Here is a 23,368-nt window from a genome sequence, read left to right on the forward strand (position 1 = left end):
ATCATTTCCCCTTGTTGTGCCGACACTTCACGAGTGCCTCCCGTGGTTTCGATCAGATTCTGGCAAAGCGCAGCCGCAAAGAATTGGCAATGACGCTGACGGACGAGAGTGCCATTGCAGCGGCGGCAATGACCGGCGAGAGCAATAGTCCGAAAATCGGATAGAGCACGCCCGCAGCGACGGGAATCCCGGCGACATTATAGGCGAAAGCGAAGAAGAGATTCTGACGGATGTTCGCCATCGTCGCATGGCTGAGATGCCGCGCCCGCACGATGCCCAGAAGGTCGCCGCGCAGTAGCGTCACACCCGCGCTTTCGATGGCGACATCGGTTCCCGAGCCCATCGCGATGCCGACGTCGGCGGCGGCGAGCGCGGGGGCGTCGTTGACCCCGTCGCCGGCCATGGCGACGATCCGGCCCTCTTCGCGCAGCCGCTGCACGACCGCGCTCTTCTGGTCGGGGAGGACATCGGCCTCGACGTCGTCGATGCCGAGGCGCCGCGCGATCGCCTCGGCGGTGACGCGATTGTCGCCGGTGAGCATGATGACCTTGATTCCGGCTTCGCGCAGCGCAGCGAGCGCGTCGCCCGTCGTTTCCTTGACGGGGTCGGCGATGGCGATGACCCCGGCCGCCTTGCCATTGACCGCGATGTAAATCGCCGTCGCGCCGTCTGTGCGAAGGCGGTCGGCTGCCTCGGTGAGCGCGCCCAGATCGACGTCATATTCTTCAAGAAAGCTCGCATTGCCGAGGACTATCGCCTTGTCGTCGACGACCCCGACGATACCCTTGCCGACCGGCTGGTCGACCCCCGATGGCTCGACCAGCGCGAGGCCCCGGTCCTCGGCGGCCTTGACGATCGCGGCCGCCAATGGATGTTCGCTGCTGCGCTCGAGGCTCGCGGCAATCCGGAGCAGATCCTGCTCCTCGAAGCCGCCGGCGACTTCGATGGCGACGACCGAGGGTCTGCCTTCGGTCAGCGTCCCGGTCTTATCGACGACGAGCGTGTCGACCTTCTCCATCCGCTCAAGCGCCTCGGCATTTTTGATCAGCACGCCGGCTTCGGCGCCGCGCCCCACGCCGACCATGATTGACATTGGCGTCGCGAGGCCGAGCGCGCAGGGACAGGCGATGATGAGCACCGAGACGGCGGCGATAAGGCCATAGGCCATGGCGGGCGCGGGCCCCAGAAGCGACCAAACAACGAAAGCGACAATGGCGACGACGATGACGCCGGGCACGAACCAGCCCGAAACGGTATCGGCGAGACGCTGGATCGGCGCCCGGCTGCGCTGCGCGTCGGCGACCATTTGTACGATCCGCGCGAGCATCGTGTCGCGCCCGACCTTCTCGCTGCGCATGAGCAGGCCGCCCGTCTGGTTGATCGTTCCGCCGATCAGCGCCGCGCCGGCCGCCTTGGTCACCGGCATCGATTCGCCCGTGACCATCGATTCGTCGACCGTGCCGCGGCCTTCTACGACGATGCCATCGACGGGGACTTTTTCGCCCGGACGGATGCGCAGCATGTCGCCGACCGCGACTTCCTCGAGCGCTACCTCCTCGTCGCTTCCATCGCTGCGGACGCGCCGGGCGAGCTTCGGTGTCAGGTCAAGGAGCGCGCGGATCGCGCCGCTCGTCGTCTCGCGGGCCCTGAGTTCGAGCACCTGCCCGAGTAGCACCAGCACCGTGATGACCGCGGCGGCCTCGAAATAGACCGCGACCGAGCCATCGGCGGCGCGGAAGGCTGCCGGGAAGATTTGCGGGAGAATCGCCGCGATCATGCTGTAGCCCCAGGCAACGCCCGTCCCCATCGCAATGAGGGTGAACATGTTGAGGCTCTTGTTGCGGATCGAGAGCCAGGCGCGCTCGAAGAAGGGCCAGCCCGCCCATAGAACGACGGGGGTCGCGAGCAGCATCTGGACCCAGTTGTTCGTCTGGCGGCCGACATATTGGTGGAGGCCTGTCAGATGGCCGCCCATTTCGAGCGCAACCACCGGGAGTGCGAGAAGGAGCCCGATCCAGAAGCGCCGCCGCATATCGCGATATTCTTCGCTGGGGCCGCCCGATGCTGTCGGCATGACGGGCTCGAGTGCCATGCCGCAGATCGGGCAGCTTCCGGGGCCGGCGCGCTGGATCTCGGGATGCATCGGGCAGGTCCAGATGGCGCCTTCGGGTGCATCGGCTGCGGCCGGCTCGCGTTTTGCGGCATAAAGATCGGGATCGGCCTCGAATTTGGCGAGGCAGCCTGCGCTGCAGAAATAGTGATGCTTGCCGCTATGCGTCGCGATATGAGGTGTGGTGGCCGGATCGACCATCATGCCGCAGACCGGATCAGTCGTGCTCCCGCTGCCTTTTTCTGCGCCCTGATGATCGTGCATCGCCGCCGCTCCCGTATGTGTCGGATGCCCGCCTCGCGGCGGGGCGGTCCAAACGCCACCGGTCGAGTTCGCCGTTGGCGTCGTTCCTGGCGGTTCCAGAATGGAGCCGCTTCTATCGATACGCAAGAAGAGCGGTTATCCCTTGGATTTTCTTTGCCCCGTGCCGTCAGGTCCCGGGCTTTCGGGCCTCGATGATCCCGATCGCACCGGTTGGCGTGCGGAACGTCTCAAGCTCGCGAACATCGCAAAAGCCTGCCTCTCTCATCAGCACCGGGAGCAATCCATCGGCGTTGGGCTGGGTGTCCTGGACGCCGTCGAGCTGCTGGATCGTGAGGCGGAACAACAACCGCATGAGGCGGCTGCGCTGTTCCCCATAGTCGGCAACATAGAGTTTGCCGCCCGGCGCGAGCACCTGCCGGGCCTCGCGTAGCAGACGTGCCTTTTCCTCAAGCCCGACCTGATGAAGGACGAGGCAGATCGCAATCTTGGCAGGCGGGGGCCAGTCATCGATCGCCGAAGCCGCGAAAAAGCCAACTCGAAACTCCGGCGGTGGAACAATCTGCGCGGTCTTCGTTCGGGCAATTCGCGTCGCTGCCTCGTCGGGGTCGAAACCAAGATAGCGGACGTCCCGGCTATGGCGAGCGATCGCCAGCGCAAGATTTCCCGTACCCGAGCCGATATCGAGAATGACGTCACCCTCGCCGAGCGCCATATGGCGAACGAGACGGTCGCGCCACACGCGCTCGCGCGTTGTCACCGCGACGCCGAAATCATAAAAGGGCGTCAGGAAGTGATATCCTGCCGCTGGCGTGTAGGATCTTGCTACGGGTTTCGGGTCGGGCATGGCCGTCTCCTTTCGACGCTTTGGCTTGCCGCCGGATTGCGGCCGCAATCGCCGGTCTCGACGAGACGCTTAAGGGCAAACAGGCGCGGCAGTCTTGAATGTTTCGCCGGGGCGACGCGGTGCGAGGCGCATCCGGCTCAGGGCACGATTTCGAACGCGAAGGCACTAAGGCCGGCCGAAGGCGTCACGCCTAGCCATTGAGCGCAGCGGCGCGTGAAGTGCGACTGATCGGCGAAGCCTCCCGCCGCCGCGGCGTCGGCAAGACCTCCGCCGCCGACCAGCGTCCGCACGGCGCGTTGAAGCTGGAGCCATTGCAGCAATTTGGCCGGAGGCACGCCGAAGTCGCGGCTGACGATTTCGCGGAGGCGCGAGGGCGAAAGGCAGGCGACGTCGGCCAAGGCGCGCGCGGTCGACAAATCGTCAGGGGCCGCGAGCACTTCGGACAGGCGGGCATCCACCGGACGCGCCTGCGAGCGGTCGAGATAGTCGGACGCCCAGCGCTTCGCGTCCGCGCCGCTTGCGATGTCACCTAGTCCGGCTGTCTCTATCGGCGTCAACAGGACAGGCGCCGATCCGGCGGACAGCCGGGTGCCGGCACGAAAAAGCGGGTCGAGATAAAATGACCGCACGAGGGCGCCCGGCGGCCCGAGGCGGTGCCGGACATGCGACGCTATCGCAATGGCGTGTCCGGCGGGAACTATCAGGTCGGCATCACCGGAAATTTCGAGGTCGCGTTCGATGGCGAGGCTGATCTGGTGCGCCACATGGTTATGGGGACGGCTGCTCCCGATGCGCGCGTCAATGAGCGCCCAGCCGGTCCCGAGCATGATCGAACCCGACCAAGAGGCGGTGCTTGGGGTCAAACCGGATCGGCGGTGACGAAGGGTTCGAGCGTACCGAACCAGGCAACCAGCGCGAGTATGGCGAGCGCGGCCGACGCTTCGATGATGAGGCTTCTGCGCATGGCTGCAATCGCGAGGTCGGGGTCGGCGTCGACATTGTCGGTATCGGTCCCCGGGACGGCGGCCGCGAGCGCCGGGGTCAGCCGCCAGCGGTTCGCCGCCGCGAGCGCCAGCATCAGTCCGAACAGCGCAAGCTTGGCGAGAAGCAATTGTCCATAGGGCGAGCCGAGGGAACGGCCGAGATTCTCGGCGCCGACGATCATCTGGCTGTTGACGAGGCCGGTGGCGGCGATGACGAGGACGCAGATCGTACCGACGCGCGAGAATTGATCGAGGCTCCGCGCCGCAATTTGGAGTCCGCCCGGCCATTCGCGGACACGACGTGGTGAGATCAGGATCAGGAAGGCGCCGATCGCGCCGATCCAGACCGCCGCTGCAATCAGGTGCAAGATGTCGCTGATCCGGTGCACGGTGCCTGCGGCGCCTTCGGTCGCGCCGGCGTGGCCGGACCAGACCAGACTCGCGACGGCCACCGAGCCCGCGGCCGCGAGTACGGCGGCCGAAGTTGTCGGCCAGCGGACCATCCAGATCGCGACTCCCAGCGCGAGCAGCAGCGCTGCGCTCCGGTAGACCCAGGCTGTGCCGACCTCGGTCTCGCGAACAAGGTCCCAAAAAGGCTGGAGTTCCAGGGAGAGGAGCCCCACACCCTGCATCGAAGCCGCGAGCACGCCCATCCCCAAGATGGAGAGAAGCAGTCCGGCGGCGCAGAGCCATCGCTCTGCGCGCCAGATCGAGGCCATCATCGACTGCGGCGCAAGGCGTTCGCTCCGTGTCAGCGCAAAAAGCGGGAACGCAGCAAGGCCGGCGATGAGCATCAGGTCCGCATAAAGTGCGAACCTGATGCCGATCAGAACGGGGTCCCCCACCGTCTTTTACTTTACGGTGAAGCTGAATTCGCTGCCCATGCGGTGGGTATCAGCGCCCGCCGCCGACCATGTGACCTTGTAGGTTCCGGCTGTCAGCGGCCGCTTGAGCATCAGCATCGCCGACTTGCCCTCTTTGCCCATCATCGACGAGTAAGGCACCTTCATCGGGGCATGATTGGCCATGCCGGGCATGCCGGTCATGACCAGCTCGGTCTTGAGGGTCGAGGCGACGATCTTTTCGTTGAACTGAAGATTGACCGACGTGACCTTCGAAACGGTCGAATTGGCGGCGGGCGTCGAGCTGACGAGCTTGGTGTGCGCGCTTGCCGTGGCCGGCATGAGAAGCAGAGCGAAAGCCGCCGCTGCAGAGGGGAGAAGAGACTTGAACATGAACACCTCCAAATGCGTGTCTGTCCTGCTAATACGCAGGATATCGGCATGGCCCTCAAATATTCCGGAATAATATTCTGGTGTGAGGGGTGAGGCGCTTCGGCGCGTATGTACAATGATGGAAAGGTTTGAAGAGACGATCGATGGATAAGGAGCTTCGCATTTTGAACAGGATCGATCTGCCCGCAGCGCTCGATGCGCTCGATGATCGCATCATGGGCGCATTGGCGATCCGCCGGCGCGAAGCGGTAGCGATGCGCCGCCTGATGGCGCTCGCGGCCTTTGTCTCGCTCGGCGGCGGTGTCTTTGCGGGGAGTGCGATTTCCCAGCCGGCGGTCGCGGCAAGCCCCCTGACCCCATTCGGCCCGCCTAGCGCATTGGTGCCTTCCACCTTGCTGGATGTACAGTAGCGATGCCGTCGCGCCGTCTTCTTCTCTTGGGGCTCATTGCCTTCGCCGCGGCGATTGCCGGCGTGTTCATCGGCCGTCTGGTAGCCGATGCGCCCAAAGCCAGCGAAACCGAACTTCATGCGCTTCTCCACGGCCAACTCGACCTGACCCCGGAGCAGGAAAAGAAACTCGAGCGGATCGAAGCCGACTTCGCCGGTCGCCGCCAGGCGCTCGAACTCGAGATGCGCGCCGCCAATGTCCGGCTCGCGCAGGCGATCGAAGCCGAGCATGGCTATGGACCGCGCGTCACCGAGGCGATCGACGAGACGCATGAGGTGATGGGGACATTGCAGAAGGAAACGCTCCAGCATCTCTTCGCGATGCGCGGGGTTCTCAACCCCGATCAAGCGGAAATGTTCGACAAAAGCGTGGTCAAGGCGCTGACCGCCGATGCGCGGTGAGCGCCGACCTATCGCAATGTAGCGACCAGGATCTGGCGGCCTTTGCGCGCGCGCACCGCGAAGACGCCTATCGCGAGTTGCTGCGCCGTTACAAAACGGGCGTCTACCGGCTCATCGTAAAGCAGATCGGCGATGCCGACGAGGCGATGGATTTGACGCAGGAGACGTTCGTCTCCGGCTTTTCGGCGCTCGATCGCTATGATGGCGAACGCCCCTTCCGCACATGGATCGCCCGTATCGCGCTCAACAAATGTCGCGACTGGGCACGACGGCGAAAGGTGCGCGCCTTTTTCTCCCGCGCGCTCCCGCTCGAAAATGCGCATCACGTAGCAAGCGATGGTCCTGGGCCCGATTCCGCGGCGACCGACAGGCGAGAGCTCGCCAGGGTTCGCGGGGCGATCGATCAGCTGCCGCAGAATTTGCGCGAAGTGTTGCTCCTCCGCGGTGTCGACGAGGTCAGCCAGGCCGAAACAGCGGTCATTTTGCGGGTCAGCGAGAAAACAGTCGAAACGCGCCTCTATCGAGCGCGGACCAGGCTCCGGGAATTGCTCGCGGGAACATCTGCGAGCGCCGAGGGTTGAGGGTTCGACCGCTCGTTCAGGCGGCATCTCCTCATCGTCCGGCATTTTTATTGAGGGGCAGGCGTGCCGCCTGCGTATAGCTTTAGGAACAGTCAGTAACGGTCGGAAAGAATATGCAGATGGAAAGGCGTCGGTTCGTCAGTGGAGCTTTGGGTGGAGGGGCTGCTGCGGCGATGGCCGCATGGTTCCCGGCCTGGGCCCAGCCGGTGTCGTCCGGCATCACCGCGCCGCTTCCGACCGTATCCGGCAATGACATAACGCTGCGCATCGCGCGCCAGACGATGCGCATCGACGGCAAGGTCAGTCGCGCGATCGGGATCAACGGCACCGTGCCCGCGCCGCTCGTCCGGCTGAAGGAGGGACAAAACGCGCGCCTCACCGTCGTCAACGATCTCGACGAGGACAGCTCGATTCACTGGCACGGCCTGATCCTGCCGTTCCAGATGGACGGCGTGCCCGGCGTCAGCTTCCCCGGGATCAAGCCGCGCTCGAAGTTTGTCTATGAATTCCCGGTCGTTCAATCGGGGACCTATTGGTATCACAGCCATTCGGGGCTTCAGGAACAGCTCGGCCATTATGGCCCGATCGTCATCGATCCCGCGGGCGCCGACCCGATCGGCTACGACCGCGAGCATGTCGTCGTCCTGTCCGACCACAGTCAATTGTCGCCCGAGGCGATCTTCCGCAAGCTCAAGGTCAATCCCGGCCATTTCAACATGCAGCGCCAGACGCTGGCGGGCCTGCTTGCCGGCAAGGATCAACCGCTCAAGGAGCGGATCGATTGGGGCAAGATGCGGATGGACCCGACCGACGTCGCCGACGTCAATGGTTCGACCTACACCTTCCTCGTCAACGGCCATGGTCCGCGCGACAACTGGACCGCGCTCTTCAGCCCCGGCGAGCGGGTACGCCTGCGCATCGTCAATGCGTCGGCGATGACGATCTTCAACGTCCGTATCCCGGGCCTCAGGATGACCGTCGTCCAGGCTGATGGGCTCAATGTCGTGCCGACCGAAATCGACGAGTTCCAGATCGCGGTCGCCGAAACCTATGACGTCATCGTGACCCCGGTCGAGGACCGTGCTTATACGCTCGTTGCCGAGGCCAATGACCGCTCGGGCATGGGACGCGCGACGCTCGCACCGCGCGCTGGCATGGTCGCCGAGGTGCCGCCGCTCCGCGAACGGCCGCTCGCGACCATGAAGGACATGGGCATGGGCGACATGTCGGGCGGCGCGATGGCGGGTATGGACCATTCGGGCGGCGATATGGGCGCCATGCCCATGCCGGCGAGCGACCCTTCTTGTCCTCCCGAACATGCCAAGATGGGCCATTGTACGCCAGCGGGGGAAAGCGGCGCGATGGCGGGCATGGATCATGGATCTGGCGGAGGCATGCAGCACAGCATGCGCGACTTCAGTGTCGCGCCGCAGGTCAAGCGCGATCCCAGCGTTCAGACGATCTCGCCGATGCCGATGGATCGCATGGGCGAGCCGGGGCAGGGACTGGAGAATGTCGGGCACAAGGTGCTGACCTACCATGACCTTGTCGCGCTCGAGCGCAACCCCGATACCCGCGCCGCCTCGCGCTCGCTCGACATCCATCTGACCGGCAATATGGAACGCTTCATGTGGTCGTTCGACGGCATCAAGATGTCCGACTATCACGAGCCCATCCCCTTCATCGAGGGAGAGCGCGTGCGGATCAACCTCATCAACGATTCGATGATGAGCCACCCCATCCACCTCCACGGCCATTTTTTCGAACTGGTGACGGGCAAGGGCGACCGGTCGCCGCGCAAGCATACGGTGCTTGTCCAGCCGGGCGGCATCGCGAGCTTCGATTTCACCGCCGACGCGCTCGGCGACTGGGCGTTCCATTGCCACCTTCTCTATCACATGCACGCGGGGATGATGCGCGTCGTCAGCGTCCGTCCGAAGGGAGACGGCGAATGACCCGGGTCGCGCTTCTCCTCGCGGGTATCGCCCCGCTGGCCTTTGCTGTGCCCGCCGCGGCGCAGTCGATGGATCATTCGATGCATGGTGCGGCGCCCGCGCCGACACCCGCTCCCTCGCCAACGCCAGCACCCGTAGCGCAGTCCGCGCCCGAAGCGCCCGCCGAAGGGTCGATGGAGCAGATGGACCATGGGAACATGCAGGGCATGGACATGGAACCCGAGGCTTCAAGCTGCCCGCCCGAACATGCGGCGATGGGTCATTGTACGCCTGAGGCGGAAGCTCCAGGCAAGGGCGCTTCGGACATGGGTGCGATGGATCATGGCGCACCGCAGCCGTCCGATCCCGATTGCCCGCCCGAACATGCCAAAATGGGCCATTGCACCCCGAAGGGCGGATCTGCGGACGCGATGGCGGGAATGGAAGGCATGGCGACCACGAGCAGCGCTAGCGGCACCGATTTGCCGCCGGGCGATGCTACCGCGCCTGCGCCTCCCGGCGACTGGTATGCCGATCGCATTTATCCCCAAGCCGAAATGGAGCATTCGCGCCACGACATGATGAAAGAGAATGGTGCGCAGACCATCGCTTTCATCAGCTTCAACCTTGCCGAATATCAGGCGCGCAAGGGCCGCGACGGGTTCCGCTGGGACGGTGAGGCTTGGTACGGCGGCGACATTAACCGGCTGACGATCAAGAGCGAAGGCGAGGGCGTGTTCGGCGAAGGCATCGAGAGCGCCGAGGTACAGGCGCTCTACAGCCGGGCGATCGGACCCTATTTCAACGCGCAGGCGGGTATCAGGCAGGATCTTGGGCCCGGCCCCGACCGCACCTATGCGACGATCGGCTTCGAGGGGCTCGCCCCCTATTGGTTCGAAGTCGAGGGCGCGCTGTTTCTTTCGAACAAGGGTGATCTGCTCGCCCGGCTCGAAGGCTATTACGACCAGCGCATCACCCAGAAACTGATCCTCCAGCCGATGGCGGAGGTCAATTTTGCGCTCCAGGATGTCCCCGAGACCGGCGTTGGTTCGGGGCTTTCGGATTTCGAGCTCGGGCTTCGCCTGCGTTACGAGGTCGTGAAGGAATTCGCGCCTTATGTCGGCGTCGAATGGGCGCGCAAGGTCGGCGATACCGCGCGTTTTGCCCGCGCCGCGGGCGAGGATGCGAGCGGCGTCAGCTTCGTGATGGGGGTGCGGGCCTGGTTCTAGAAGTTTCGCGGGGTGGCGACACGTCGAGGAGAAATGCCGTGAAACCAGCCTATCGCAGCCTCGCGCTGCAGACGATCGTCAGCGGCGTCATCATGTATCTGGTGATGTTCGTCATGATCGACCGCCTCTCGAGCTTCTACAATAATCTCAACATGCTCTACATGACGCTGATGATGGTCTCGCCGATGGTCGTGCTGATGATCGTCGCAATGCCGGGCATGTTCCCGTCGAAACGTCTCAATACGTTCCTGCTGCTGGGATCGGCAGTTGCCTTCTTCGGGAGCTTCGGGCTCATCCGGACACAGACGACGATCGGCGACACGGCCTTCTTGCGTTCGATGATCCCGCATCACTCGGGCGCGATCCTCATGTGTGAACAGGCTTCTCTCAAAGATGCCGAGATACGCGAACTCTGCCGCGGCATCATCGCGGGGCAGGCGGCCGAAATCGAACAGATGAAATCCATTCTCGCGAGGAAATGACATGAAAAATCTGATGACGCGCCGTCATCTTTTCGGCCTGATTGCGGTCGGATCGGGGATGGCGCTTGCGGCATGCAATTCTGCCTCGGGCCCGGCGGCGACCAGCGATAAGAATGGCGCGGCGCCCGCGCCGGGCGCCGAGACGTCCAGCCCCAAGCGAATGCTCGTTTATCGCGATCCCGAATGCGGCTGCTGCGAAGCTTGGGCGGATATCGCACGCAAGGCCGGTTATGATGTGACTGTCGAGAACCGCGCTGACATGGCCGCCGTAAAGACGCGATATGGTGTGCCTGGCCAGCTGGCGTCGTGCCACACGGCCGTGATCGGCGGCTATGCGATCGAGGGTCATGTGCCGATGCGGCATGTTGCGAGACTCCTCCACGACAAGCCACGCGACATTCGCGGAATCGCCGTGCCCGGCATGCCGCGCGGTTCTCCGGGAATGGAAATGCCGGACGGAAGCGCGGACGCATTCGAAGTGATGGCATTCGGCAGCGACGGCAAGGTTTCTGAATTCCGCGCATGACCTGCCGACACGAAGAGGAGACAGATATGACGAGATTCATTCCCCTAGCGAGCGCCGCCGCGCTGATATTTGCTCTGGCAGGATGCGGCACTGAGCCCGCGCAGCAGAGCGACGTCACACCGGAACAGAGTGAGGTCACTGCCGGTGAGCCGCCCGCAATGGTCGAGACCATGCCCGTAGCGGACGAGCCGCCCGCCGCGTCTGCCCCGGCGGCGCCGACCGAAGAAGCGATGCCTCCGGAGAAATCCCGCCCCAAGCAAGAACCCGCCGCGAAGGCCGCTGTGCCGCCGCGGGCAAAGGCCGCGCCGGAAGCGCCGAAACCTGTCGAACCCGAACCCGATCCTCATGCCGGGCACGATATGGACAAAAAATAAGGAGCATGTGCCGACGCGGCATGTCGCCCGGGCGGTCGAGGACAAGCTGCGCGAAGTGTCCGGCATCGCCGCGCCCGGCATGCCGCGCGGTCGGGCGCTGCTCGATGCCGCAGCGAGAGATATAACCATATGGAATAACCATCTCGTTTATAGCGATGAGTGGTGATTATTTCTGGTCATGCCAAGGCCGCGAAGATAGCTCGGTGGCGAAGCCGAGAGCTTTCGCAAATGGGAGGGGACCATGAGAAAATTGCTTCGCACGAGTGGCTCGATTATCGCCGTCCTGGCAGGCATGTCGGCCGCCGCCGCCTTCGCGCAGGATAACGCCAAAGAGGCGCCGGGGCCAGGCGCGTCGCAGGGCGAAATCGTCGTGACGGGTACGCGGCGGAACGATCTCAAGGCGGCCGATTCCGCTCAGCCGATCGACATCATCACCGGTGCCGAACTGCTCGAAAAGGGCACGGCCGACATGAATGATCTCCTGCGCACCGAGGTCCCGTCGCTCAATGTCCAGCGCCTCGTCAGCAACGACGGCGCCGTTTTTACCCGGCCTTTCTCGCTGCGCGGCCTGCCGCCGGACCAGACGCTGGTGCTCGTGAATGGCAAGCGGCGCCATCGCGGCGCGACGGTCCAGTTCACCAATGTTCCCTATATCCGGGGATCGCAGGGACCCGATCTTTCGGCGATCCCGTCGATCGCGATCGGCCAGCTCGAGGTTCTGCGTGACGGCGCGTCGGCGCTCTATGGATCGGATGCGATCGCCGGCGTCCTCAATTTCGGTCTGCGCCGCGACCGCGAAGGCGGATTGCTGATCGCCCGCTATGGCCAATTCTATAAGGGCGACGGCGAGGATTTCCTCGTCCAGGGCAATGTCGGGCTTCCCTTCACCGACGCCGGTTTCGTCAACATCAGCGGCGAATATGTGAACGCCAGCACGACGTCGCGCGGCATTCAGCGTCCCGACGCGCAGGCGCTCATCGATGCCGGCGTTCAGGATGTCCCGGTCCCGGCGCAGCGCTGGGGAAATCCCGAATCCGAGGCGGCGCGCATCTTCGTCAATGCCGGCATCGAACTGTCGGACGAGATGGAATTCTACACCTTCGGCAACTATAGCTGGAGCCGCGGCACGACGGCCTTCTTTTACCGCAACCCCGATGCCAGCTTCATTTCCACCTCGATTCCGCTCACCAATACGCCCGGAGGACAGCGGTTCAGCTTCCGCCAGCTCTTTCCCGGCGGTTTCACCCCGGATTTCGGTGCCACGGTGACCGATGCGGCGCTGGCGGCCGGCCTCAAGGGCGAATTCTCCTCGGGCCTGACCTATGACCTCAGCGCTTCCTATGGTCAGAACCATGCTTCCTACCGGATCGAAAATACGGTCAATCCGTCGCTTGGCCTCGCGTCGCCGACCTCCTTCAAGCCGGGGCAGCTCGAGCAGCGCGAACTCGCTTTCAATCTCGATCTCACTTACCCCATCGCGATCGGCACCTCCGATCCGCTGACGCTTGCAGGCGGTCTCGAGTATCGGCGCGAGACATATGAGATCACGGCCGGCGACATCGCATCATGGCAGGTTGGTCCTTTCGCGTCGGTCATCGATCCCGATACCGGAAACCGCGTCGGACTGCCGGTCGGCTCGAACGGCTTCCCGGGCTTCAGTCCCATCCAGGCGGGCGAGTTCGCGCGCAGCAACTGGGCCGCCTATACGTCGCTCGAAGGCAATCTCACCGACGCGCTCCAGTTCGGCCTTGCCGGCCGCTACGAGAATTACTCGGACTTCGGCTCGAAATTCACCTGGAAGATCAACGGGCGATATGATTTCTCGGACGTCTTCGCGGTGCGCGGATCGGTCAACACCGGCTTTCGGGCGCCGACGCCGGGCCAGTCGAACGCCTCGCAGGTCCAGACCAACATCGACTCGATAACCGGGGCGCCGCTGACCGCAGGCATTATCGCGCCCAACAATCCGGTGGCGCAATTCTTCGGCGCGACGCCGCTTCGGCCCGAGAATTCGTTCAACGTCGCCGGCGGCATCGTGGTGAAGCCCTCCAATCGCATCACCTTCACGCTCGACTATTTCAACATCAAGGTCGAAGACCGGATCGCCGTATCGGGCAATTTCAATCTCACCCCGGCGCAGCGTGCGCAGCTCGCGGCGCTTGGCATTCCCGGTGGGGATTCCTTCCAGCAGGTGAGCTTCTTCACCAATTCCTTCGACAGCCGCACCCAGGGCGTCGATGCGGTGCTCACCGTGGGCTTCGACCTCGGCGACGGCAAGGCCACGCTCGGCCTCAACGGCAACTATACCAAAACCGATGTCATCAAGGCCTCGCCGGTGATCACTGCGGACCGCGAGCGGCTGCTCGAACTCGAGGGCTTCGTTCCGAAGTGGAAGGGCAATGCGTCCTTCACTTATGCGGGCGAGCGCTTCGGCTTCGTCGCGCGCGCGAACTATTATGGCAAATGGACCGACTATGGCGCCGCACCGGCTGCCGACCAGACGGGCGGCGCCGAACTGCTGGTCGATCTCGAGCTGTCCTACAAGGTTAGCGACATGCTCAAGCTCGCGGTCGGCGGCGAGAATATCTTCGACAATTACCCCGACGTCGAGGCGCGGCAATCCCAGATCAACAACGGGATCCGATATCTCCGCTTCGCGCCGACGGGGTTCAACGGGGGCTTCTGGTACGTCCGCGCGACCGCCTCCTTCTGATCGGTGGCCGTGAGGGCCGTGCGGCGTCTTGTGTCTTCAGCTGGCGTCGGAGCCGAACATCGCGTCGCGGTGGGATTCGAGCACCGCGATAAAGGCCGCAGCGACTTGGGACATCGGCCTCAACTTCGGCGTGAAGAGCATATATTCGAAATGGACCTCCGGCGCGAAATCACGGACCGTAAGGCCCCGCTCGGCATAATCCGCTGCGGTCACGGGGTTGAGAATCGAACATCCGACCCCCTGCATGACAAGCGCGCAGATGGTCATCGCATATTGGGTTTCGATGACCATCTCGCGGTGGACGCCCGCGTCCTCGAAAATGCGGTCGATGCGGTGACGCACGCCGTCCTCGAGCGCGAGCGAAATGAAGGGCTCGCCCTCGAGATCGGCCGGCCGGATGACGTCCTTGACGGCCAAGCGGTGGCCGGCAGGGAGAACGCAGGCGCCGGGGCAGCGCAGGAAGCGCTCCATCCTTATGCCGGGCAATTCGCGCGCCGGCGTCGCGAGCCCGATGTCGAACTGCTGGTTCGCCATCCATTGCCGCACCGTCGAGGAACTGCGGGTCTGGAGCTGAACGGTGACGCCGGGATGTGTCTCGCGAAAGGCCGCGATCACACGCGGCAGGAAACTGACCGCGAGCGCCGGAAGGGCGGCGATCCGGAGCGTGCCGGTCGCCATGTTGCGGATGTCTTCCGCTACCCGCTTCAGGGCCGCAATGCCCGAGAAGCTCCGCTCGACTTCGTAGAAAAAGGCGTCGGCTTCGGGCGTCACGGTGAGCGCGCTGCCGCGCGAACGCAGGAAGAGCTGAAAGCCCAGCTGATGCTCGAGCTCGGCAAGCATCTTGCTCACCGCGGGTTGCGACAGGTTGAGCGACTGCGCGGCCTGGGTGACCGATCCCGAGAGCATCACGGCCCTGAAGGCTTCGAGGTGACGCAGGTTCATCGGACATCGCTCCCTATAGCTATTTCTTATGGCGCTAGCATTGAAAGCCTCGTTTATGAATAGGTCGCACGCATCGCGCCGCTGGTTACCGGCGCTGCTCGCCGCAGGCGCCCTGTTACTCGGCGGCTGCGGCCGCGAGCCCGCCGGCACCGGTGGGCATGAAATCGCCGCGGCGAAGGGATCGACGCTTGCGCGGATTCGCGCGCGCGGAACGCTCAATTGCGCAATTCATACGGGGCAGCTCGGCATGTCCTATCTCGACAAACGCGGACGCTGGCAGGGCTTCTTCGTCGATTACTGCCGGGCGCTCGCCGCTGCGGTCCTCGGCGATGCCCGCAAGGTCCGGTTCATGCCGGTCGCCTCGAACAAGCGCTTCACGATCGTGCAGACGGGCGAGGCCGACGTCCTGTCGCGGACGACGACATGGACGCTGACGCGCGACACCGACCTCGGGGTGAATTTCGTCGGCACCATGTATTATGACGGGCAGAGCTTCCTGGTGCCCCGGCGATCGGGTGTGCGGCTTCCGACGGATCTCGATGGCGCATCGATCTGCATCACCAAGGGGACGACCTCCGAACTCAACACCGCCGAATATTTCGAGCGCAAGGGGCTGCGTTTCCAGTCCGTCGTGTTCGAGAATCCCGAGGAAGCCAAGCTCGCCTTCTTTGCCGGGCGGTGCGACGCAATGACCACCGATGCCTTCACGCTGACGGTGATCCGCCTGGCCGACACCGCGCATCCCGACGATTATGTGGTGCTGCCCGAGCGGCTCACCAAAGAACCGGTCGGCCCAGTCGTGCGCAGCGACGACGAGCAATGGTACGAGATCAACAAATGGGTGCTGAACGCGCTCTTCGCTGCCGAGGAAATGGGGGTCACCCGCGCGAATGCCGCGCGCATGCGGATGGCCTCGCGCGACCCTGAAGTGCGCAAGATGCTCGGCGGCTTGCCCGGATTCGGCAAGTCGCTCGGCCTTGACGATGACTGGGCGTACCGGGCAATCGAGGCGACCGGCAATTATGGCGAAATCTTCGACCGGCACATTACGCCGCTCGGCGTCGAACGCGGACAGAATAAGCTCTATCGGGACGGCGGGCTGATCTACCCGTTGCCGATGCGATGACTCATAAACACAGGCGGCTTGCCATCGCTGCGTTACCCTGGCTGCTGATCGCGGGCGGGCTTGTGGTCGCCTACGGCCTGTTTGCGACATTGGCGGACAATCTCGCGGACCGAAACATCCGGACGGGGTTCGGTTTCCTGTTCGACCGGGCGGGTTTCGCGATTGGCGAAACGCTGATTGCTTACGCGCCGGGCGATTCCTATGCCGCGGCGCTGGCGGTGGGTCTTCTCAACACGCTCCTGATATCGGCGCTCGGCATCATCTTCTCGACCTTGCTCGGCCTCGCGGTCTGCATGGCGCGCCTGTCGTCCAACTGGCTGCTTGCGAGGCTCTCCGGCCTTTATATCGAGCTGGTTCGCAATATTCCGCTGCTGCTCCAGATGTTCGTCTGGTACGCCGCGCTGCTGTTCGGTCTGCCCGGACCCGGCCCGGGCGCCGTCGGACCGTTCGACCTCGATAATCGGGGATTGCACCTCCCCGCGCTCTCCTTGGCCGATCCGGGACGGCCGGTCTTTCTCATCGCGATCGTCGCCTGTGCGATCCTGCTGGGTGCCGTGCGGCGAGGAGCCGTTCGCACGCGCACTGCGCTGGCCTTCGCCGGCATCTCCCTGGTGCCGCTCTTGCTGTGGGGCGGGATCGATCTGCCGCGGGCGGGGCGCTTCGGAACCGTCGGCGGATTGTCGCTCTCCACGGAGTTTCTGACGCTGGTCGCCAGCCTTTCGGTCTATGCCTCGGCCTATCTGGCCGAGATATTCCGCGGCGCGATCCTCGCCGTTCCCGCAGGGCAGAGCGAGGCCGCCAAAGCGCTCGGCCTGTCGCCCGCGCAAACAATGGGACGGATCGTGATGCCGCAAGCGCTGCGCATCGCCATACCGCCGATGACGAGCTGGCATCTCAACACGATCAAGAACAGCTCCCTGGGGGTCGCGATCGGATATCCCGAATTTGTCTCGGTGGTCGATACCGTCATCAGTCAGACAGGGCAGGCGATCGAGGGCGTCGGCCTGATCGTCGCGACCTTCCTGCTGCTTTCGCTATCCTTGTCGTTCGTCACCGGCCTCTATGCCCGCCAGTTGGGCTGGAGCGTCGCCGGGCAGCCCGGCCGGAGCATCCAGTCGGCGCCCCTCGAACCCTTTCCGCTGCGCTCGGCGACCGCCTGGCCGTCGTGGATACGGCGCAATCTGTTCAGAGGAGGACGCCAGTCGATACTCACCATCGCGATCCTCGCCATGACCGCGGCTTTCGCCGGCAAGGGGCTCTCGTGGCTGCTGTTCGACGCGACCTTCGCCGGGGGCGCGGCCGATTGCCGTTTGGCCAGCGGTGCTTGCTGGCCATTCCTCCGCGAAAATGCGCGGCTGATATTGTTTGGCACCTATCCCGAAGCCGAGCAGTGGCGGTCCGCAGCAGCGGCGGCCGCGCTGCTTTCATGCCTTGCCTTCTCCTTCGTCCCGCGATTCTGGCGCAGCCGCCTCGGGCTTGTCTGGCTCGGCGCAATCGCCGTGGCGGTACTTCTGCTACGAGGAGGATTCGCGGGCCTTTCCTATGTCCCGATGGAGAAGTGGAGCGGCCTGCCGGTCACATTGCTGCTCGCGAGCCTTGCGGTGGTCGGCGCTTTTCCATTGGCTATACTCCTCGCGTTCGGCCGCAGGTCGGCGCGGCGCGGCATTCGCTGGCCGAGCGTCGCCTTCATCGAGCTGGTTCGCGGAACGCCGCTGATCGGAGTGCTCTTCCTCGCTGCGGTCCTGTTCCCGCTGTTCGTGCCCTCCTATCTCTCGATCGACAGCCTGCCGCGCGTCCAGCTCGCGCTCATATTCTTCACTGCCGCCTATATGGCCGAGGTCATCCGGGGCGGCCTGCTGGCGGTTCCCGTCGGGCAAGCCGAGGCCGCGCATGCTCTTGGCCTCACCAAATGGCAGGCGCGGCGCCATATCCTGTTGCCGCAGGCGCTGAAAGTCAGCGTGCCGGGGCTGGTCAACACTTCGATCAGCGAGGTCAAGAACACGACGCTCGTCCTCATCGTCGGCGTCTTCGATTTGTTGCAGACGACCCGCCTCTCCTACGTCGAGGCGCAATGGCGACCCTATTTCGCCGAAGCCTATCTTTTTACCGGGACAATCTTTTTCCTCCTCTGTTTCTCCCTGTCCCGGCTCAGCATGAAGATCGAACGGAAACTAAACTATGCAGGATAATCACGACAGAAAATGGCCCGGGGAGCCGGCAAGCCCGAAAGGGCACGCCTGGCAGGACCCGACGCGTGCCGTTCACGGCGGTCCCCGCCCGCGCGATCAGCGGGGCCTCATCAATCCGCCCGTCGATCGAGCCTCCACCATTATCTACGGCAGCGTCGAGGCCTATATGGACCGGCACCAGGGTCTCTACGATGAGGTCATCTATGGCCTGTACGGAACGCGAACGACCTTTGCGCTCGCCGAGGCCGTCAGCGAACTCGAAGGCGGCTGCGCCACCGTCATCACCTCGTCTGGAACCAGCGCGATCGCGCTAGCCCTCACGGCTTTCGTGGCCGGGGGCGATCATCTGCTCGTTGCGGATTGCGTCTATGGGCCGACCCGCAAGTTTCTGACCGACGTTCTCGCGCGCTTCGGGGTCGAGGTGGAATATTTCCGGCCCGATATCGGAGCGGAGATTGCCGGGCTGTGCCGCAGCAACACCCGGCTCATCTACATGGAGACCCCGGGCTCGCAGACATTCGATATGATCGACGTCCCCGCGATCACGGCGGTTGCACGCAGCCGGGGCATATTGACCGCTCTCGACAACACCTGGGCGACGCCGCTTTTCTTCAAACCGTTGGCCCATGGGGTCGACATCTCGCTTGCTTCGGCAACCAAATATCTCTCGGGGCACTCCGACTGTCTGCTCGGCACGATGACCGCCGCCAGCGATGCCGTCTACCGCCAGCTCAAGGATGCGGCGGCGCGCTGGGGCAACTGCGCGAGTCCCGACAATTGCTATCTCGTCCACCGGGGCATCAGGACGCTCGATGCCCGCCTTGAACGCCACCAGCGTACCGCGGCGACGCTGATCGAATGGTTCGCCCAGCAACCCGAAGTGGTCGCGGTCCGCTATCCGGCCCATCCTTCCGATCCCGGCCATGCGATCTGGAAGCGGGATTTCACCGGAGCGTCCGGATTGTTCGGTGTTCAGCTCGATGGTCTTACCCCTCCGGAAACCAGCGCCTTTTTCAACGAATTCTCGCTGTTCCAGCTCGGTTCGAGTTGGGGCGGCTTCGAAAGCCTCGCGGTTCCGGCGTGGCCCGCTCCGATCCGCGATTTTCCCAATGGCGAGGCAGATGGGGCGCTGATCCGTATTCACGCCGGCCTCGAAGCGCCGCAGGATCTGATCGCCGACCTCGCCGCAGCCTTCGCGCGGGTACGGGCGATACGCGGCCGGGGGCAGGCGTCATGACCGATGCCTCGGGCCACGCGGCCGTCAGCTTGCGGCAGGTCGACAAATATTATGGCGCCTATCATGCCCTCCGCTCGATCGACCTCGAAATCGCCCCGCGCGAGCGGATCGTGATTTGCGGCCCTTCAGGCTCCGGCAAATCGACGCTCATTCGCTGCATGAACAGGCTCGAGGTGCCCGACTCCGGTGCCGTCCTGATCGAGGGAACCAGGATAACCGACGCGTCGCGAGAGGCCGTTGCGGCGCTCCGCGCCATTGGCATGGTTTTTCAGCAGTTCAATCTGTTCCCGCACAAGACGGTGCTGGAGAATTGCACCCTCGCGCCCGTCCTGCTCGGCGGCTTGTCTCTTCCGGAGGCGGAGGCGCGCGCCATATCCTATTTGGACAAGGTGAGGATTGGCGACCAGGCGGGCAAATATCCGGGGCAGCTCTCGGGAGGGCAGCAACAGCGGGCCGCGATAGCCCGCGCTCTGGCGATGGAGCCCCGGATTCTTCTCTTCGACGAGCCGACATCGGCGCTCGATCCCGAGATGATCAAGGAGGTACTCGATGTGATGACGTCCCTTGCCGGCGAAGGACGGACGATGGTGTGCGTGACGCACGAAATGGGATTCGCGCGCGAGGCGGCCGATCGCATGCTTTTCATGGATCAGGGCCAGATCATCGAAGACGCAAGGCCGGCAGATTTTTTCGCCGCGCCGAAAAGCGAACGCGCACGGACCTTTCTCGAACAGATACTTTCGCATTGAGCGGCTCAAGTCGGTCGCGCCCCCAAGCTGTGCCGACCCACTTAATCATGTCATTTCATAAGCAAGCCGAGGGAGGGGCCCGCCGGCTCCTTGCGCGAAAAGGCTCAGGCCGGAAAAAATTTCAAAATTGATGAGGGGTAGAGCTTTGGGGTGCGTATCTAGTAGGTATCGTGCGCCCGGAATTTACTTCATAACCAATTGATATGATTCAATAAATTCCTATTGACCTGTATATACATTTGATGCTCTCTGAGGGGAATCAGCCAACCATCAGGGGGTTTCGCTATGATGACCAGGACAATTTTGCTCGCCAGCGCCGCAGCGGTCGCGACCTTTGCAACGCCAGCGCTCGCGCAGAGCGATGCTGCGACGCAGTCACCCGCCGCGGAGGATGCTCCGAACGGATCGGACATCGTCGTGACCGGCTCGCGCATTCGTCGCCAGGATCTCGCGGGCGTCGGCCCCGCGACCGTCGTGTCGGCCGAGCAGATCGAGAACACCGGCGTCGTCAATATCGAGACGGTGCTGCAGCGCCTTCCCGCCAACGCCGGCTTCGCAGGCAACCAGACCTCCGCCTATTGGGCGAACAATGGATATGGCACGGCGCAGGTGAACCTGCGCGGTCTCGGCATCAAGCGCACGCTTGTTCTGCTCAACGGCCGCCGCCTCGTCGCGGGCGGCACCGGCGCGAACTCCTCGCCCGATCTTAACATGATCCCGGTCGCGGCGCTCGCGCGCACCGATGTGCTCAAGGACGGCGCCTCGGCGATCTATGGCGCCGACGCGATGGCGGGCGTGGTCAACCTCGTGACCCGCACTGACTATGAAGGCCTCGGCCTCAGCGTGCGCCAAGGCATCACCGAAAAGGGCGATGGCTCGGACTTCACCGCCGACCTCCTGTGGGGCGTCCGCAACGATCGCGGCGGTTTCATGGCGGCGGTCACCTATCAGAAGACGAGCGCGGTCAATATGGCAACGCGCGCGCCTTGCTCGCTTGCCGAAACCACGCCCGGCATGCTGAGCTGCGTGAACAGCGCCTCGACGATCGGCGGCCGCGCGGTGCTGCCGAACGGCCAGCAGATCAACTTCAATCAGGTGCTGGGCGGTAACGGCAACTTCTTCGAGCCGTACAGCGCTGCCAAGCACAACTTCAACTCGAACCCGTTCCTCAACGCGGTGAGCCCGGTCGAGCGCGTGAGCACGGCGTTTTTCGCCGACTATGACATCACTGACAATATCGAGGCGTTCGGCGAATTCCTTTACACCTTCCGCAAGTCGAATCAGATCGCGACGCCCGGAACGCTGCGCAACCTCTCGATCGCGGCGAGCAATCCCACCAATCCGACGGGGCAGAATATCGTCCTCATCCAGCGCCGCCTCGCCGAGCCCGGCCCGCGCCAATTCTTCCAGGAAACCGATACCTGGCAGGGTACGTTTGGCCTCCGCGGCAAGCTCTCTAACGATTGGGGATGGGAAATCGCGGGCGCCTTCGGCCGCAACACCGCGGTCGATGGTTCGACCAACATCGCCAATCTCGAGCGAGTGGCGAATTCCCTCGATACGACCAAGTGCAGTCTTGCTGCCGGTGCCACGATCCCCTGCGCCGACTATCTCGGGTTCGGCGACCTGACCCCGGAGGTTCTCGACTATATCCTGTTCACGTCGCGCGACCGCGGCGGCAACGAGCTTGCGACGGTCACCGCCGATATCAACGGCGATCTCTTCAAGCTGCCCGCAGGCCCCGTCTCCTTCGCGGCGGGTGTCGTCTATCGCAAGGAAAAGGGTTGGCGCGATCCCGATCCGCTGACGGTGCTCGGTATTGCCAACACCAACCAGCAGGATCCGATCTCCGGAACGAGCACGGCGAAGGAAGCCTATCTCGAACTGTCGGTGCCCGTTCTGGCCGACACACCCTTCTTCCAGTCGCTTACCCTCGACGGCGCGGTTCGCTACTCGAACTACGACCTGTTCGGCAGCGACTGGAACTACAAGGGGAGCGTCGACTGGGTCATCAATGACAGCTTCCGCCTGCGCGGCACCTACGGCACCGGCTTTCGCATTCCGAACGTCCCCGAATTGTTCGGCGGCGTCTCCGAGGGCAATCTGACGACCACCGACCCCTGCTCGCGCTATTCGACCAGCGGCAATGCGACACTGATCGCCAATTGTCAGGCGTCGGGCGTGCCGGCCAATTATGTTCAGCTCGGTACAACGATCCTGACAACGGTCGGCGGCAACGAGAATCTGAAACCCGAAAGCTCGACGACCTGGACCGTCGGGACGGTGATTTCACCGAAGGGACTGGTTCCGGGACTCTCGCTCACTGCCGACTGGTTCGACATCAAGATCAAGGATGCGATCCGTGCTATTCCGGGCTCGACAAAGCTCAGCATTTGTTATGCGAGCCAGAATCTTTCGCATCCCTTCTGCGAAGATTTTACCCGCAGCCCGTTGACCGGCGAGGTTACCTTCCTCTCCGCGCAACCGATCAACACGGGCCGCGAAGAAATGAACGGCCTCGATCTGGGTCTCGTTTACAACAATGACATCGGCAGCGTGAACGTCTCGCTCGACGTCAACGTGACCTATCTCAACAAATATGTGGTCCTGCCTTTCCCCGGCGGCGCGCCGATCGACTTCGACGGCTTTATCGGCGGCGGCAATGGCGGCTATCCGAAATGGCGCGGCTATGGCGTGCTGACCGCTGAAAAGGACGGGGTCAGCGCGACCTGGTCGACCCAGTGGATCGGCAAGGCGACCGACTTCAATGCGGCCCCCGGCGACATCGGCTACAGCACGCCGAATGTCTTCTACCACAATCTCCAGGTCGCTTTCGAAATCGACGAGAAGACCCGGTTCCAGGTCGGTGTCGACAATCTTTTCGATCGCAAGGCGCCCTATATCCAGAGCTTCACCGATGCGAACACCGACACGATGACCTATGACCTGCTCGGACGGCGTTTCTACGTCGGCTTCCGCACCGCGTTCTGAGGGTAATCG

General features: G+C 63.7%; 20 protein-coding genes. 14 read left to right on the plus strand and 6 right to left on the minus strand.

The features are described 5' to 3' along the window. Positions 1 to 52: 52 nt before the first annotated feature. From AC07U1_RS04410 to copC, 5 genes are all read right to left on the minus strand, one after another. Positions 53 to 2,374: a heavy metal translocating P-type ATPase gene (locus AC07U1_RS04410; protein ID WP_037553293.1), complete on the minus strand. Its 2,322-nt coding sequence runs from the start codon at positions 2,372 to 2,374 to the stop codon at positions 53 to 55. Between the two features lie 166 nt (positions 2,375 to 2,540). Further along, complete coding sequence (locus tag AC07U1_RS04415) at positions 2,541 to 3,218, minus strand: class I SAM-dependent methyltransferase (RefSeq protein WP_003046415.1); 678 nt, start codon at positions 3,216 to 3,218, stop codon at positions 2,541 to 2,543. A gap of 137 nt (positions 3,219 to 3,355) precedes the next feature. Next, positions 3,356 to 4,045 carry a helix-turn-helix domain-containing protein gene (locus AC07U1_RS04420; RefSeq protein WP_003046411.1) on the minus strand — a complete coding sequence of 230 codons (690 nt, stop codon included), beginning with the start codon at positions 4,043 to 4,045 and terminating at the stop codon, positions 3,356 to 3,358. 32 nt (positions 4,046 to 4,077) lie between these two features. Next, complete coding sequence (gene copD, locus AC07U1_RS04425) at positions 4,078 to 5,046, minus strand: copper homeostasis membrane protein CopD (RefSeq protein WP_003046408.1); 969 nt, start codon at positions 5,044 to 5,046, stop codon at positions 4,078 to 4,080. A gap of 6 nt (positions 5,047 to 5,052) precedes the next feature. After that, complete coding sequence (gene copC, locus AC07U1_RS04430) at positions 5,053 to 5,385, minus strand: copper homeostasis periplasmic binding protein CopC (protein WP_231732871.1); 333 nt, start codon at positions 5,383 to 5,385, stop codon at positions 5,053 to 5,055. Between the two features lie 194 nt (positions 5,386 to 5,579). Here copC and AC07U1_RS04435 point away from each other — a divergent pair, with 194 nt between their 5' ends. From AC07U1_RS04435 to AC07U1_RS04475, 9 genes are all read left to right on the plus strand, one after another. Continuing rightward, a complete protein-coding gene (locus tag AC07U1_RS04435) occupies positions 5,580 to 5,846 on the plus strand; it encodes a hypothetical protein (protein WP_003046403.1) in 267 nt (88 codons plus the stop codon). Positions 5,847 to 5,848: 2 nt separating this feature from the next. Then, a complete protein-coding gene (locus AC07U1_RS04440; protein ID WP_003046401.1) occupies positions 5,849 to 6,286 on the plus strand; it encodes a periplasmic heavy metal sensor in 438 nt (145 codons plus the stop codon). Beyond that, positions 6,283 to 6,867 carry an RNA polymerase sigma factor gene (locus AC07U1_RS04445; RefSeq protein ID WP_003046398.1) on the plus strand — a complete coding sequence of 195 codons (585 nt, stop codon included), beginning with the start codon at positions 6,283 to 6,285 and terminating at the stop codon, positions 6,865 to 6,867. Before AC07U1_RS04440 ends, AC07U1_RS04445 begins: the two co-directional genes overlap by 4 nt. 119 nt (positions 6,868 to 6,986) lie before the next feature. After that, entirely contained in the window at positions 6,987 to 8,822 is a 1,836-nt protein-coding gene (locus AC07U1_RS04450) for a copper resistance system multicopper oxidase (protein WP_374046507.1), read from the plus strand. After that, entirely contained in the window at positions 8,819 to 10,030 is a 1,212-nt protein-coding gene (locus tag AC07U1_RS04455; RefSeq protein WP_003046391.1) for a copper resistance protein B, read from the plus strand. Before AC07U1_RS04450 ends, AC07U1_RS04455 begins: the two co-directional genes overlap by 4 nt. A 92-nt stretch (positions 10,031 to 10,122) precedes the next feature. After that, positions 10,123 to 10,512, plus strand: a complete 390-nt coding sequence (locus AC07U1_RS04460) for a DUF305 domain-containing protein (RefSeq protein ID WP_223181178.1) — start codon at positions 10,123 to 10,125, stop codon at positions 10,510 to 10,512. 1 nt (position 10,513) lies between these two features. Further along, positions 10,514 to 11,038: a DUF411 domain-containing protein gene (locus AC07U1_RS04465; protein WP_003046385.1), complete on the plus strand. Its 525-nt coding sequence runs from the start codon at positions 10,514 to 10,516 to the stop codon at positions 11,036 to 11,038. A 26-nt stretch (positions 11,039 to 11,064) separates the two neighbouring features. Beyond that, positions 11,065 to 11,412, plus strand: a complete 348-nt coding sequence (locus AC07U1_RS04470; protein ID WP_003046382.1) for a hypothetical protein — start codon at positions 11,065 to 11,067, stop codon at positions 11,410 to 11,412. Between the two features lie 241 nt (positions 11,413 to 11,653). Beyond that, positions 11,654 to 14,125 (plus strand): TonB-dependent receptor plug domain-containing protein, encoded by a 2,472-nt coding sequence (locus AC07U1_RS04475; RefSeq protein ID WP_003046379.1) that lies wholly within the window; start codon positions 11,654 to 11,656, stop codon positions 14,123 to 14,125. 36 nt (positions 14,126 to 14,161) lie between these two features. On the opposite strand, the gene AC07U1_RS04480 is transcribed toward AC07U1_RS04475, so the two are convergent. Continuing rightward, complete coding sequence (locus tag AC07U1_RS04480) at positions 14,162 to 15,067, minus strand: LysR substrate-binding domain-containing protein (RefSeq protein ID WP_003046376.1); 906 nt, start codon at positions 15,065 to 15,067, stop codon at positions 14,162 to 14,164. A gap of 55 nt (positions 15,068 to 15,122) precedes the next feature. On the opposite strand from AC07U1_RS04480, the gene AC07U1_RS04485 reads away from it, so the two are divergent. From AC07U1_RS04485 to AC07U1_RS04505, 5 genes are all read left to right on the plus strand, one after another. Then, positions 15,123 to 16,193 carry an amino acid ABC transporter substrate-binding protein gene (locus AC07U1_RS04485; RefSeq protein ID WP_003046368.1) on the plus strand — a complete coding sequence of 357 codons (1,071 nt, stop codon included), beginning with the start codon at positions 15,123 to 15,125 and terminating at the stop codon, positions 16,191 to 16,193. Then, on the plus strand, positions 16,190 to 18,382 hold the full coding sequence (locus tag AC07U1_RS04490; protein ID WP_223181174.1) for an ABC transporter permease subunit: 2,193 nt from the start codon (positions 16,190 to 16,192) through the stop codon (positions 18,380 to 18,382). The genes AC07U1_RS04485 and AC07U1_RS04490 overlap by 4 nt, the downstream gene beginning before the upstream one ends. Further along, entirely contained in the window at positions 18,372 to 19,619 is a 1,248-nt protein-coding gene (gene metC / locus AC07U1_RS04495; protein ID WP_037553302.1) for a cystathionine beta-lyase, read from the plus strand. Before AC07U1_RS04490 ends, metC begins: the two co-directional genes overlap by 11 nt. Beyond that, the gene (locus AC07U1_RS04500; RefSeq protein WP_037553304.1) at positions 19,616 to 20,368 is read left to right on the plus strand and encodes an amino acid ABC transporter ATP-binding protein; all 753 of its coding nucleotides are present in this window, start codon (positions 19,616 to 19,618) and stop codon (positions 20,366 to 20,368) included. The genes metC and AC07U1_RS04500 overlap by 4 nt, the downstream gene beginning before the upstream one ends. A 285-nt stretch (positions 20,369 to 20,653) precedes the next feature. Then, positions 20,654 to 23,359 carry a TonB-dependent receptor domain-containing protein gene (locus AC07U1_RS04505; RefSeq protein ID WP_037553305.1) on the plus strand — a complete coding sequence of 902 codons (2,706 nt, stop codon included), beginning with the start codon at positions 20,654 to 20,656 and terminating at the stop codon, positions 23,357 to 23,359. Positions 23,360 to 23,368 lie beyond the last annotated feature (9 nt).

It is taken from the genome of Sphingopyxis sp. GW821-FHT02C12, assembly GCF_059421785.1.